We start from the raw sequence: 12,551 nt of genomic DNA, 5'->3' as shown, positions 1-12,551 counted from the left end.
CGGGCTGCACGTGCGCGCCAGCTGGGTGCGGCAGCGTCCCGGCCAGGCCGGCGTCCAGCTGGCGGTGCACCCGCTGGCGGCGCGGTCGCTGTTCGGCGTCCCGGCCGCGGAGCTGTCGGTGGACGACTTCGCCGGCGCGGACGTCCTCGGGGCGCCCGGACGCCGGCTGCACGAGCAGCTGAGCGAGGTCAGCGGCTGGGACGAGGCCTTCGCCCGGGTGCGCGACCACCTGGTGCGGCACCGCCGGGACGCAGCGGTGCGCCCGGAGCTGCGGCACGCCTGGGCCGTGCTGGAGCGCAGCGGCGGACGCCGTCCGGTCGCGGAGGTGGCGCGCGAGGTCGGCTTCACGACCCGCCACCTCGACACGCTCTTCCAGCGCGAGGTGGGCCGCAGCCCGAAGACGGTCGCCCGGCTGATCCGCTTCGAACGGGCCACCACCGCGCTCGCCGGGCAGGCCCGGGTCGGGCGGGTCGACCTGGCGGGGTTGGCCGCGCGCTGCGGCTTCAGCGACCAGTCCCACCTCAGCCGCGACTTCGTCGCCTTCACCGGGCTGCCGCCGCGGCGCTGGGTGGCCGAGGAGCTCTGGAACATCCAATCCGGCGGGCACCGCTCCGCGGCACCATCGGACCATGAGCACACCGACCCTCTGGTTGACCCTGCAGGCCCGTGACGCCCCAGCGCTGATCGACTGGTACCGCGACGTCCTCGGCTTCGTTCTCACCGCGGAGCACCGCGACGGCGACCACGTCGGCCACGCCGAGCTGCTCACCGCCGACGGCGTCGGCGGGCTGATGCTCGGCAGCCACGTCGAGGGGCGGGAGTGGTCCATCCCGCCGGGCAGCGCGCACGCCTACGTGGTCTGCGCCGATCCCGACGCCCTGCACGAGCGGGCGGTCGCCGCCGGGGCGGAGGTGCTGCGGGCGCCCTCCGACACCGACTACGGCTCGCGCGAGGTCACCCTGCGCGACCCCGAGGGCAGTTCCTGGACCTTCGGCACCTATCCCGGCACCGGTCGCTGAGGCGTGGCTCAGCCGTCGCCGGGCGGACGCCGGCGCTGACGTCGGTCGGCCTCGGCCTGGCGCTCCAGCAGGGAGCGGACGACGAGGCGGGTGAAGAAGACCATCACCACCACGACCGCGGCGAACACGAGCACCACCACGCCGAGCGTGAGGAGCAGCGTGCCGCGGTCCCAGGCCTCCACGCCCCGACCGTAGCCCGTCCACCCCTCGCCGGCCCTGACCGCGGACGCCGCGAGGTCGAGCCGGGGCGGGCCGAACGGATAGGTTGCCCCCGTGGCAGATACCGTCGCGAACGCCCAGACCTCGCCCGACGTCACGCAGCCGTGGGCCGAGCTGGGGCTGAAGGAGCCCGAGTACGCCCGGATCCGGGAGATCCTCGGGCGCCGTCCCACCTCGTGCGAGCTGGCCATGTACTCGGTGATGTGGTCCGAGCACTGCTCCTACAAGTCCTCCAAGGTGCACCTGCGCAAGTTCGGCGCGCTGGAGCCGGTGACGCCCACCGGTGAGCTGCTGGCCGGGATCGGTGAGAACGCCGGCGTCATCGACGTCGGCCAGGGCTGGGCGGTCACCTTCAAGATCGAGTCGCACAACCACCCCTCCTACGTCGAGCCGCACCAGGGCGCGGCCACCGGGGTGGGTGGCATCGTCCGCGACATCCTCGCCATGGGCGCCCGCCCGATCGGTGTGATGGACCCGCTGCGCTTCGGCCCGCTGGACGCCCCCGACACCGCCCGGGTGCTGCCCGGCGTGGTCTCGGGCATCGGCGGCTACGGCAACTGCCTCGGGCTGCCCAACATCGGCGGGGAGGTGGTCTTCGACCACTCCTACCTCGGCAACCCGCTGGTCAACGCGCTCTGCGTCGGCAAGCTGCGCCACGAGGACCTGCACCTCGCCCACGCCACCGGCACCGGCAACAAGGTCATCCTCTACGGCGCGGCCACCGGCGGCGACGGCATCGGCGGGGCGTCCATCCTGGCCTCGGAGACCTTCGATCCTTCGACAGGCTCAGGACAGGCTCCGCAGCGGAAGCGGCCCAGCGTCCAGGTCGGCGACCCCTTCATGGAGAAGCTGCTGATCGAGTGCACCCTCGAGCTGTTTGCGGCCGGGGTGGTCAACGGCATCCAGGACTTCGGCGCGGCCGGCATCTCCTGTGCCACGTCGGAGCTGGCTGCGGCCGGTGACGGCGGCATGCACGTCGAGCTCGACCTGGTGCCGCTGCGGGACCCCACGCTCAGCCCCGAGGAGATCCTCATGAGCGAGTCCCAGGAACGGATGATGGCCGTCGCCTCACCCGAGCACGTGGACCGCTTCCTCGAGATCTGCCGGCGCTGGGACGTCCAGGCCACCGTGGTCGGCGAGGTCACCGACACCGGCCGGCTGGTCATCGACTGGCACGGCGAGACCGTCGTCGACGTCGACCCGCGCACCGTCGCCCACGAGGGCCCCGTGTACGAGCGCCCCTACGCCCGCCCGGACTGGATGGACGAGGTGCAGGCCCGCGACGTCAGCACCCTGGCCCGGCCGATCACCGGCCCGGAGCTGGCCGAGACCGTGCTCGCGCTGGCCGGCTCGCCCAACCTCTGCGACCGCTCCTGGATCACCGACCAGTACGACCGGTTCGTGCTCGGCAACTCCGTGCTGGCCCAGCCCGAGGACGCCGGCGTGCTGCGGATCGACGAGGAGACCCAGCTCGGGGTCGCGCTCGCCACCGACTGCAACGCCCGGTTCACCCTGCTCGACCCGCGCCAGGGCGCCAAGCTCGCGCTGGCCGAGGCCTACCGCAACGTCTCGGTCACCGGCGCCCAGCCGGTGGCGGTGAGCGACTGCCTCAACTTCGGCTCCCCGGAGGACCCGGCGGTGATGTGGCAGTTCGTCGAGGCCGTCGAGGGGCTGGTCGAGGGCTGCGCGGTGCTCGGCACCCCGGTCACCGGCGGCAACGTCAGCTTCTACAACCAGACCGGCACCACCCCGGTGCTGCCCACCCCGACCGTCGGGGTGCTCGGCGTGCTGGAGGACGTCGCCCAGCGCGTCCCGATGGGGTTCGCCGCCGAGGGCGACACCGTCTGGCTGCTCGGCGCCACCCGCGACGAGCTGGCCGGCTCCGCCTGGGCCGGCGTCGTCCACGACCACCTCGGCGGACGCCCGCCCGAGCTCGACCTCGAGCACGAGATGCGGCTGTCGAAGCTGCTGCAGCGGGCCGCCAGGCAGGCCCTGCTCACCTCCGCGCACGACCTCTCCGACGGCGGCCTGTCCCAGGCGCTGGTGGAGTGCTGCCTGCGTCGTGGCCACGGCGTGCGGGTCCGGCTCGACGAGATCGACCCGTTCGTCGCATTGTTCTCCGAGAGCACCGGACGGGTCGTCGTCTCGCTCCCGGCCGACCGCGGCGAGCAGCTGGTCGAGCTGGCCGCCCAGCTGGACGTGCCGATCACCCAGCTCGGGGTGACCACCGCCGCCGACCCGGACGCCGCGCTGGAGGTGGAGGGGCTGTTCAGCCTCCCGCTCTCCCAGGTCCGTGACGTCTGGACCGCCCCGATCCCGCGAGCTCTCGGGATCGCCGCCGGCTGAGCGCGACCGCCGTCGGCACGGGGTCTGCGCCGGAGTGGGTGGTGCTCAGTCCCAGGCGGTCGGCCACGACCTCAGGTCGCGGGTGAGCCGGTCCAGGTACTCCGGAGGCCCGGCCTCGCGGAACCAGAGCCACAGCTCCGCGGCGTGCAGCGGCAACCAGGCGCGGACGTCGGCGGGGTCGGCCCCGTAGGCCTCGACCAGCGCCTCGGCCCGGCGAGGGTCGTCCCGGGAGGCCCCGTAGGCCGCGCGGGACAGCTCCCGCAGCGGGTCGCCCACGTGGGCGGCCTCCCAGTCGACCACCCCGCTCACCTCCTCGCCGCTGAGGAGCAGGTTGCCGTTGGTCCAGTCCCCGTGGCAGAAGACCGGTGGGGTGGCCGGCGGGACGCGCAGCGGCAGGGGCGGCCCGCCGGCGTCGCGGTAGCGGCGGATGGTGCGGGCGTCGTCGGGCGGGCCCGGCAGACCCGTCGGCGGTGGCAACCGGTGCAGCTCGCGCAGCAGCTCCGCGGAGGCGCTGATGCCGGCGATCTGCCGGGAGGCGTCCAGGCCGTCCAGCCGCTCACCCGGCAGCAGGGTCATCAGCACCGACCCGGGCGTGACGGCGACCAGCTCCGGCACCGGCAGCCCGCTGCCTGCCAGCGCCCGCAGCGCCTGCACCTCGGTGTCGTGGCGAGCCGGGTCGGCGAACCGCTTCTCGACCAGCTCCCGGCCGTCCACCCGCACCACGCGCACCTGACCGACCGCACCCTGCCGCACCCGCCCATCCTGCCCGCTGCTCCCCGGCCGTGACCGGAGCGCCGTCAGGACGGCCCGTGGCCGGCGTAGGCCCCGCTGTAGGGGATCGGCTGGATGACGTCGACCAGCACCCCGCCCGGGGCGACGACGATGAAGTGCCGCTGCCCGAAGTCCTCGGTCCGCAGCTCCAGCGCGACCTCGAGCCCGCGCTCGCCGACCAGCCGGGCGTGCTCGGCGTCGACGTCGTCGACCTCGACGTTGACCAGCAGCCCGGCGGCCGGTGTGCGGTGCCCGGCCGGGACGGTGGGGTGCTCGGCGTGCACCACCGCCAGCTCCCAGGCGGCGTGCTCGAGCGAGACGTACCAGTCGGTCTCGAAGACGGTCTCCAGGCCGAACGCGTCCCGGAAGAACCCGGCGGTGGCGGGGACGTCGGTGCTCATCAGCACCGGGTACAGGCTGGTGATCATGGGTGGCTCCTCCTCATTTACATACAGCATGTATGTATCTTCTCGGTACTATACATACGGTCCGCACGTAAAGGGAGGGTGAGGTGCCGAGAGCCAGCCGGGAGCAGAGCGAGCAGACCGCGCGGACGGTCCGGGCGACCGCACGCCGGCTCTTCGCCGACCTCGGCTTCGCCGCCGTGGGCCTGGAGCAGGTGGCCGCCGAGGCCGGCGTGACCCGCGGCGCGGTCTACCACCACTTCGGCAGCAAGCAGGCGCTCTTCACCGCGGTGCTCGCCGACGTGCAGGCCGCGGTCGCCGCGCAGGTCGGGCGGGCGGCGCCGGGGGACGGGTGGGAGGCGATCGAGGCCGGCTGCCGGGCCTTCCTGCGGGCCAGCCTCGCTCCCGAGGTGCGCCGGGTGATGCTCCTGGACGGGCCGGCCGTCCTCGGCTGGGCCGAGTGGCGCCGCCTCGACGCCGAGCACTCCGGCCGGCTGCTGGAGCAGGGCCTGGCCGGGCTGACCGACCTGGCCGTCGACCCCGCGGCGGCCGCCGCCCTGCTCAGCGGGGCGATGAACGAGGCCGCGCTGTGGGTGGCCGAGGGCGGCGACCGGGAGGCGGCCGAGTCCGGTCTGCAGCGGCTGGTCGGCTCGCTGCGGCGCCGGCCCTCCGACGCGGACGGGCCACCGCCCGCGACCGCTCGGTAGGGTCGCCCCGTGCCCACCACCGAAGCCCTCGCCGCCGCCCTCGACCAGGTGATGCCGCGGGTCCGCCAGGACCTCGCCGAACTCGTCGCGATCCCCTCGGTGAGCGCCGACCCCGCCCACGCCGACGACGTCCGACGCAGCGCGGAGAAGGTCGCCGAGCTGGCCCGCGAGCTCGGCGCGGCCGACGTCTCGGTGGTCACCGAGGACGGCGGCCAGCCCGCCGTGATCGCGCACTGGCCCGCGGCGGCCGGTGCTCCGACGGTCTGCCTGTACGCCCACCACGACGTCCAGCCGACCGGGGACGCCACCCGCTGGAGCAGCGAGCCGTTCGCGGCCACCGAGCGCGGCGAGCGGGTGTTCGGCCGCGGCGCCGCCGACGACAAGGGCGGGCTGTCGGTGCACCTGGCCGCGCTGCGCGCCCTCGGCGGACGTCCGCCGGTGGGCGTCACGCTCTTCGTCGAGGGCGAGGAGGAGATCGGCTCGCCGACGCTGAGCCAGACCCTCACCGCGCACGCCGAGGCGATCGCCGCCGACGTCTTCGTCATCGCCGACTCCGCCAACTGGGACGTCGGCGCGCCGGCCTTCACCACCACCCTGCGCGGCCTGGCCGACTGCGTGGTGGAGGTCGCCACCCTCGACCACGCCCTGCACTCCGGCCAGTACGGCGGAGTCGTGCCGGACGCCCTCACCGCGCTCAGCCGGCTGCTCGCCACCCTGCACGACGAGCACGGCTCGGTGGCCGTGGAGGGCCTGACCGGCACCGACGGCCCCGACCTGGAGTACCCCGAGGAGCGGCTGCGCGCCGAGACCGGGATCCTCGACGGGGTGCGCTGGACCGGCACCGGCTCGGTGGTCAGCCGGTTGTGGACCCAGCCGGCGATCAGCGTGCTCGCGATCGACGCCACCCCGGTGGCGCAGGCGTCCAACACGCTGGTGCCGAGCGCCCGGGCCAAGCTCAGCCTGCGGGTGCCGCCGCACCTGGACGCCGTGGACGCCCTCGAGCGGCTGGTCGCCCACCTCGAGACCCACGCCCCCTGGGGCGCCCGGGTCGAGGTCACCCGCGGCAGCACCGGCCAGCCGTCCACGGTGCCGCTGACCGGCCGGCACGCCGAGGCCGCCCGACGGGCCTTCGCCGACGCCTGGGGGGTCGAGCCGGTCGAGGTCGGCCAGGGCGGGTCGATCCCGATGGTGGCCGAGTTCGCCCACCGGTTCCCCGACGCCACCGTGCTGGTCAGCGCCGTGGTCGACCCGGACTCGCGGATGCACGGCATCGACGAGTCGATGCACCTGGGCGACTTCGGCCGCGCCTGCCTGGCCGAGCTGCTGCTGCTCACCCGGCTCGCCGAGGGCCAGCCGGCATGAGCGCACCCCGGCAGGAGGGGGCGCGCCGGCTGATCAGCGAGTCGGTGCTGGTGGACGCGCCGCCCGCGGTGGTCTTCGACATCCTGGCCGACCCGCACCAGCACCGCCGGATCGACGGCTCCGGCACCGTCCGCGGGGTGGTGACCGGGCCGGCACGGCTGGCCCTGGGCGCGGAGTTCGGCGTGCGGATGCAGCTGTTCCGGGTGCGCTACCGGATCCGCAACCGGGTGGTGGAGTTCGAGCGCGACCGGCTGATCGCCTGGCGCCACTTCGCCGGGCACCGCTGGCGCTACCGGCTGGAGCCCTCGGGCTCGGCCACCACCGTCACCGAGGAGTTCGACTGGTCGCGCTCACCGCTGCCGGCCCGGCTGGTGATGACCGTGCTGGGCATGAGAGGCCGCAACCGCCGCTCCATCCCGGCCACGCTGCAGCGGCTCAAGCACGCGGCCGAGGCCGACGCCGTGCAGGCCGACCGCGCCGGCTGACGGCGCCCGCAGCACCCCGGTCCGGCGGACGATCCGCGCACCGGCTCCGACCCGACGGGAGGACGGCCTGCAGCCCGTGGCCCCGGCACCGGCACGCGCATGAGAGGTCTCTCACCTGCCCCTCCTGGCGGCCTCATCGGCGCGGACTTCACTGGTCACCATGATGAAGAAGACGACGACGTGGGTCGCCGTGGGCGGGACCGCGGCCGCACTCCTGGCACCGGTGGCGGCCCTCGCGGTCCGGCCCGCCAGCGACCCGCTCTCCGGCGCGACCGGCCTGGTCGTCGCGCACGCCCGCCAGGACGTCCCGGCCGAGAGCACCGGCCCCTCCGAACCGCGGACCGGGCGCACCGACCCCCAGGTCGTGCCGCCGGGCAGCCCCACCTCACCCGAGACGGCGGCGGACGCCCCGGGCTCTGCGAACAGCCCGGCCAGCCCGCTGACGGCCCTGACGGCGCAGAGCCCGCCCAGCGCGCAGTCCCCGGCCAGCCCCCGGACCGCGATGAGCCCGGTCAGCCCGCGGTCTCCGGAGAGCCCCGACTCCCCGGGAAGCCCCGAGTCGCCGGAGAGCGCCGACTGAGGACGTCCACCGCCTCCCCCCACGGCCGCCCGGTGCCCGGCACCGGGCGGTCCGGCGTCGTTCCTGGGATGCTGGCCGGATGAGAGCCCCAGCGCTGCGCCGGTCCGCGGTGCGGACCCGGATCATGGCCGCGGTGCTGCTCACCACGCTGCTGGGGATGTCGGTGGCCGGGGTGGTCTCCTACGTGCTCGCCCGCCAGGCGACCTTCGACACCGTGCGGGAGGCCCTGGTGCAGGAGAGCGACGAGATCCGCACGATCGCCGAGCTGGTGGCCGAAGGAGGAGCCGAGGAGCCGATGAGCTCTCCGCGCGACGTGCTGTACCTGGCGATCAGCCGGTCGGTGCCCAACCCCAACGAGGCGATCCTCGGTCTGGTGGACGGCGCCGTCGAGATGGTGCCCCAGTCCGGCGACCCGTTCCAGCAGAGCCTGGCCGCCGACACCGAGCTGGTGCAGGCCGCGGCCGCGGTCAGGCCGGGGGCGGAGCTGGAGATCCGCTACCTCAGCACCGAGCAGCACCGCTCGGTCGCCTACCTGTCCATCCCGGTGCAGGTGGAGGGCTCGTCCAGCCTCGGGCACTACGTCGCGGTGGTCGACGTCGAGGCCGCGATGGCCCCGATCAACCGCACCCACCTCACCTACGCCGGCATCTGCGTCCTCACCCTGCTCGTGGTCGCCGCGGTCGGCTACGTCGTGGCCGGACGGCTGCTGGCGCCGCTGCGGTCCTTGCAGACCACCGCGCAACGGATCTCCGAGGCCGACCTGACCGACCGCATCCCCGCCGAGCAGCTGGCCGCCGGTGACGAGGTGTCGGACCTCGGCCTCACCGTCAACGCCATGCTCGACCGGCTCTCGGACTCCTTCGACCAGCAGCGTCGGATGCTCGACGACGCCGGCCACGAGCTGCGCACCCCGCTGACCATCGTCCGCGGCCACCTCGAGCTGGTGGACGCCGCCGACCCGGCCGACGTCAGCCGCACCCGCGACCTGGCGATGGACGAGCTGGACCGCATGCACCGGATGGTGGAGGAGCTGATGATGCTGGCCCGCTCGAAGCTGCCCGACTTCACCGCGGTGCGCCCGACGGTGGTGGCCGACCTGCTCGACGACGTGCTGGCCAAGAGCACCGCGCTGGGGGACCGGCTCTGGCGGATCGAGCAGACCGTGGTGGACACCGTGCTGCTGGACCCGCAGCGGATCACCCAGGCCCTGCTGCAGCTGGTCAGCAACGCCGTGCGCTTCACCGGGCCCGGCGACCTGATCGCCCTCGGCGCGGACTGCGCCGCCGGTGAGCTGCGGATCTGGGTCCGCGACACCGGCAGCGGCATCGCCGCCGACGAGCAGGGGCGCATCTTCGAACGCTTCTACCAGGGCGGTCCGGCCGATGCCGGCGCCCGCGAGGCCGGCGCCGGGCTGGGGCTCGCCATCGTCTCGGCCATCGCAGCCGGGCACGGCGGCACGGTCCGGCTGCGCTCGGCCCCCGGGGTGGGCAGCACCTTCACCCTCGTGCTCCCCGCCGTCCCCGACGAGGTCTCGGCGCCGCTGCTGGAGCGGACGCCGAGCAAGGAGGTCCGATGAGCTCGGTGCTGATCGTGGAGGACGAGCCGCGGATCGCGGCCTTCGTCGAGAAGGGTCTGCGGGCCGCCGGCTACGCGACCCTGGTGGTCGGGGACGGCCCCGGCGGGCTCGACCACGCCCTGACCGGGGACTTCGACCTGATGGTGCTCGACATCGGGCTGCCCGGGATGGACGGGCTGTCGGTGCTGGAGAACCTGCGCGGCCAGGGCTCGACCATGCCGGTGATCATCCTCACCGCGCGGGACTCCGTGGCCGACACCGTGACCGGCTTCGAGAGCGGCGCCGACGACTACCTGGCCAAGCCCTTCCGGTTCGAGGAGCTGGTCGCCCGGATCAAGGTGCGGCTGCGCGACCGGCCGGCGGCGGCGAGCAGCACCCGCACCGTCGGCGCCCTCACCCTCGACCTGCACAGCCGCACCGTCCGGGTGGACGGCGGACGGGAGGTCGAGCTGTCGGCGCGGGAGTTCGCGCTGCTCGACATGTTCCTGCAGCACCCGCGCCAGGTGCTCAGCCGCGAGCAGCTGCTGAGCCGGGTGTGGGGCTACGACTTCGACCCCGGCTCGAACGTGGTCGACGTCTACGTGCGCTACCTGCGCAACAAGATCGGCCCGGAGCGGATCAGCACCGTCCGCGGCGCGGGGTACCGGCTGACCGGCTGAGGGTCAGCGCCGGCGCAGCAGCCGGCGTCCCAGCGGGAGCAGCCGCTCCAGCGGGAAGGACGGCGCGTAGATCACCCCGGTGAGGTGGTGGCGGAAGCGGATGCCCATGATCACCTTGATCCCCCAGTGCAGCCCGAAGGCGCCGACCGACCAGAGCCGGGCCAGCCGGCGGTCCAGCAGCGCCAGCGGGGCGGCGAGCTCGAGGACCAGCGAGGCGGCGGCCATCACCGTGAACACCCGGGTGTGCGGGTACAGCCGGGTGCCGGTGCTGCTCACCGGCTCCCCGAGCAGCGCCTTGCGCAGCGCGTCGGCGGCGATCTGGCTCCGCAGCGACTCCCCGCGCACCCACGACCAGCCCAGCGGCCCCTTCACCTTGGCGATCGCGGTGACGAGGTAGGACGCCGCGGTCACCGCCTCCATCACCCGTCCCGGTGTGCCGTAGCGCCAGCTGTCCGGACGCGGGGCGCGGGTGTGCAGGGCGTCCACCGAGAGCGCGTCGGCCGAGGGCGTGCAGCCGAGGACGGCGGCGTGCAGCACCAGGGCGTTGTCGTGGTGGAAGACCATCGACCAGCTGTTGCGGTAGGACAACGTCCACAGCAGCAGCGCGGCGTGGGCCGGGCCGGTGACCCGGTGCCACAGCCCGGCGGTGAAGGCGACGTCGGTGGCCAGCCCGGCGTAGAGCAGGCCGTCGGCCACCACCGGCGGCAGCGGCCGGCGCAGCACCCGGACCGGCCCGACCGGGGCGAACAGCGAGGGGTCGGTGCGGTGCACCCGGCGGAACATCTTCACCCGGCGAGCCAGGTAGAGGCCGGTGTAGACGCCGTTGACGATGCGCAGCAGCGCCGGGCGGGTCGCCGGGGCGCTTGGGAGCAGCGTCTGGTCGAGGCGGCGCTGCAGTCGGTCGAGCCAGCTCATCGTCGCCCTCCTGCGGGGAGGGTGGGCCGCGGCACGGTCGCGCTGGCGTGCACGGTGCGGCGCAGCGGTCCGGGGTCGCCGGCGAAGAAGTCGTCGTAGCGGTGGGTGCTGCTGACCACCTGCACCTCGACCACGCCGCGCTCGGTGGGCCGGCTGCTGGCCGCCACCGACCGGGCGGCCTCCGCAGCCAGCCCGGCGGCAGCGCCGCGGGCCACCCGGCGGTTCATCTGGCGGCGCACCTGGTTCATCCCGCCGGTGCCGGCGTGGCGGTGGTGCAGCACCCGGCTCTCGCCGTCGGCGTCGACGCCGAGCAGGTGCACCACCGTGCCGGTGCGCCGACGGCGGGCGCTGAACATCGGGTAGTAGGACAGCGGGAAGCCGTCGCGGCGTTCGGACGGTGGGCGCCAGCTCTGCCGCACGGGCACCAGCACGGCGGTGACCAGCCCGGCGGCGGCCAGCAGGGTGAGCGCCTTCTGCAGCCGCTCACCGCCGGCAGGAGGGGTCCTCGGGGTCATCTCTCAGCTCCTTCCGGCCAGGGCGGCCACGGGTCGAGGGCCGGCGGCGAAGAGCCGCGCGGTGGGTCCGGTGCCGGTCAGCAGCAGCCCCGGCGGACCGGTCTCCACGACGCGGCCGTCCTGCAGGCACCACACCTCGTCGGCGCGCTCGACCAGCTCGCGGCGGTGGGTGACGACGAGGGCGGTGCCGGAGTGGTCCGCGAGCACCCGGTCGACCACCCGGCTGGCGTCGGCGTCGAGGTGGCTCTCGGCCTCGTCCAGGACCAGCAGCGGTGGACGTCCCAGGGCGGCGCGGGCGACCGCGACCCGGCCGCGCTGCCCGGCCGACAGCCGGCTGCCGGACTCGCCGACGTCGGTGCGCCAGCCGTCGGGCAGCTCGGCGGCCAGCTCGTCCAGGCCGCAGAGCGTGCTGATCCGGGCCAGCTCGGCCTCGTCCACCCGCGGGTTGCGGTAGGTGACGTTGCGCCGCAGGCTGCCGCGCAGCAGCGGGAGGTCGGGGCTGGCGATGCCGACCGCGGCCCGCACCGAGGCGAGCGAGCGGTGCCGGACGTCCTGGCCGTCGATGCAGACCCGTCCGGCGTCGGGGTCCGACAGCCGGGCCACCAGCGCCACCAGGGTGCTCTTGCCCGCGCCGTTGGCGCCGACCACCGCGACCCGGCGGCCGCCGCGGACTCGCAGGGTGACGTCGCTCAGCGCCTCGCCGACGCTGACCCGCTCGATCTCCACCGCGCCGGTGCGCACCTCCAGGTCGGGCTGGTCGGCGGGGTCGGGCAGCGGCGGGATGTCGAGGAAGCTGCGGACGGCGCGGCGGGCGATCCGGGCGCCGGCGGCGTACTCGGCCACCCGTCCGAGGTCGCGCAGGTAGCCGCCGAGCAGGCCGGCGAGGCTGACCGCGGCCAGCACGGTGCCGGCGCTGGCGCGTCCCTCGCGCACCTCGAAGGCGCCGACCAGCAGCGCGGCCACGCCGGCGGCGGCCGCGGCCCCCTCGGCGAT

Annotated in this window: 15 protein-coding genes; 9 read left to right on the top strand and 6 right to left on the bottom strand. The window is 74.9% G+C overall.

Annotation, left to right across the window (positions count from 1 at the left end):
* Together DVA66_RS10265 and DVA66_RS10260 are read left to right on the top strand one after the other, a co-directional pair.
* Window positions 1–670: AraC family transcriptional regulator (locus tag DVA66_RS10265; RefSeq protein ID WP_157973942.1), on the top strand; the 670-nt coding region annotated here is incomplete at its 5' end.
* Complete coding sequence (locus tag DVA66_RS10260; RefSeq protein ID WP_114560001.1) at window positions 630–1,019, top strand: VOC family protein; 390 nt, start codon at window positions 630–632, stop codon at window positions 1,017–1,019. The genes DVA66_RS10265 and DVA66_RS10260, both read left to right, overlap by 41 nt.
* A gap of 8 nt (window positions 1,020–1,027) precedes the next feature.
* Here the strand turns inward: DVA66_RS10260 and DVA66_RS20895 are convergent, their stop codons facing one another.
* The gene (locus tag DVA66_RS20895) at window positions 1,028–1,201 is read right to left on the bottom strand and encodes a hypothetical protein (RefSeq protein WP_157973941.1); all 174 of its coding nucleotides are present in this window, start codon (window positions 1,199–1,201) and stop codon (window positions 1,028–1,030) included.
* Window positions 1,202–1,292: 91 nt separating this feature from the next.
* Here DVA66_RS20895 and purL point away from each other — a divergent pair, with 91 nt between their 5' ends.
* Window positions 1,293–3,584, top strand: coding sequence for a phosphoribosylformylglycinamidine synthase subunit PurL (gene purL / locus DVA66_RS10255; protein ID WP_114560000.1), 2,292 nt, complete (start codon window positions 1,293–1,295; stop codon window positions 3,582–3,584).
* Between the two features lie 45 nt (window positions 3,585–3,629).
* On the opposite strand, the gene DVA66_RS10250 is transcribed toward purL, so the two are convergent.
* Together DVA66_RS10250 and DVA66_RS10245 are read right to left on the bottom strand one after the other, a co-directional pair.
* On the bottom strand, window positions 3,630–4,337 hold the full coding sequence (locus DVA66_RS10250) for a phosphotransferase family protein (RefSeq protein WP_157973940.1): 708 nt from the start codon (window positions 4,335–4,337) through the stop codon (window positions 3,630–3,632).
* Between the two features lie 44 nt (window positions 4,338–4,381).
* The gene (locus DVA66_RS10245; RefSeq protein WP_114559998.1) at window positions 4,382–4,783 is read right to left on the bottom strand and encodes a VOC family protein; all 402 of its coding nucleotides are present in this window, start codon (window positions 4,781–4,783) and stop codon (window positions 4,382–4,384) included.
* A gap of 83 nt (window positions 4,784–4,866) precedes the next feature.
* On the opposite strand from DVA66_RS10245, the gene DVA66_RS21925 reads away from it, so the two are divergent.
* From DVA66_RS21925 to DVA66_RS10215, 6 genes are all read left to right on the top strand, one after another.
* On the top strand, window positions 4,867–5,466 hold the full coding sequence (locus DVA66_RS21925) for a TetR/AcrR family transcriptional regulator (RefSeq protein ID WP_114559997.1): 600 nt from the start codon (window positions 4,867–4,869) through the stop codon (window positions 5,464–5,466).
* A gap of 9 nt (window positions 5,467–5,475) precedes the next feature.
* Window positions 5,476–6,828 (top strand): dipeptidase, encoded by a 1,353-nt coding sequence (locus DVA66_RS10235; protein WP_269801617.1) that lies wholly within the window; start codon window positions 5,476–5,478, stop codon window positions 6,826–6,828.
* Window positions 6,825–7,313 (top strand): SRPBCC family protein, encoded by a 489-nt coding sequence (locus DVA66_RS10230; protein ID WP_114559996.1) that lies wholly within the window; start codon window positions 6,825–6,827, stop codon window positions 7,311–7,313. Before DVA66_RS10235 ends, DVA66_RS10230 begins: the two co-directional genes overlap by 4 nt.
* Before the next feature lie 160 nt (window positions 7,314–7,473).
* Window positions 7,474–7,893 carry a hypothetical protein gene (locus DVA66_RS20890; RefSeq protein ID WP_157973939.1) on the top strand — a complete coding sequence of 140 codons (420 nt, stop codon included), beginning with the start codon at window positions 7,474–7,476 and terminating at the stop codon, window positions 7,891–7,893.
* A 79-nt stretch (window positions 7,894–7,972) separates the two neighbouring features.
* The gene (locus tag DVA66_RS10220) at window positions 7,973–9,469 is read left to right on the top strand and encodes a sensor histidine kinase (RefSeq protein WP_114559994.1); all 1,497 of its coding nucleotides are present in this window, start codon (window positions 7,973–7,975) and stop codon (window positions 9,467–9,469) included.
* Complete coding sequence (locus DVA66_RS10215; protein ID WP_114559993.1) at window positions 9,466–10,128, top strand: response regulator transcription factor; 663 nt, start codon at window positions 9,466–9,468, stop codon at window positions 10,126–10,128. The genes DVA66_RS10220 and DVA66_RS10215 overlap by 4 nt, the downstream gene beginning before the upstream one ends.
* 3 nt (window positions 10,129–10,131) lie before the next feature.
* Here the strand turns inward: DVA66_RS10215 and DVA66_RS10210 are convergent, their stop codons facing one another.
* The 3 genes from DVA66_RS10210 to DVA66_RS10200 form a co-directional block, all read right to left on the bottom strand.
* Window positions 10,132–11,043, bottom strand: coding sequence for a hypothetical protein (locus tag DVA66_RS10210; RefSeq protein WP_114559992.1), 912 nt, complete (start codon window positions 11,041–11,043; stop codon window positions 10,132–10,134).
* Window positions 11,040–11,558 carry a hypothetical protein gene (locus tag DVA66_RS10205; protein ID WP_114559991.1) on the bottom strand — a complete coding sequence of 173 codons (519 nt, stop codon included), beginning with the start codon at window positions 11,556–11,558 and terminating at the stop codon, window positions 11,040–11,042. The genes DVA66_RS10210 and DVA66_RS10205 overlap by 4 nt, the downstream gene beginning before the upstream one ends.
* Before the next feature lie 3 nt (window positions 11,559–11,561).
* Window positions 11,562–12,551 (bottom strand): ATP-binding cassette domain-containing protein (locus tag DVA66_RS10200; RefSeq protein ID WP_157973938.1); only part of this gene is annotated, 990 nt, incomplete at its 5' end.

The organism is Desertihabitans aurantiacus, from assembly GCF_003344635.1.
Taxonomy (GTDB): domain Bacteria; phylum Actinomycetota; class Actinomycetes; order Propionibacteriales; family Propionibacteriaceae; genus Desertihabitans; species Desertihabitans aurantiacus.
Note: the sequence above shows the minus strand (reverse complement) of the source record. Positions and strands in the feature narration are given on the sequence as shown.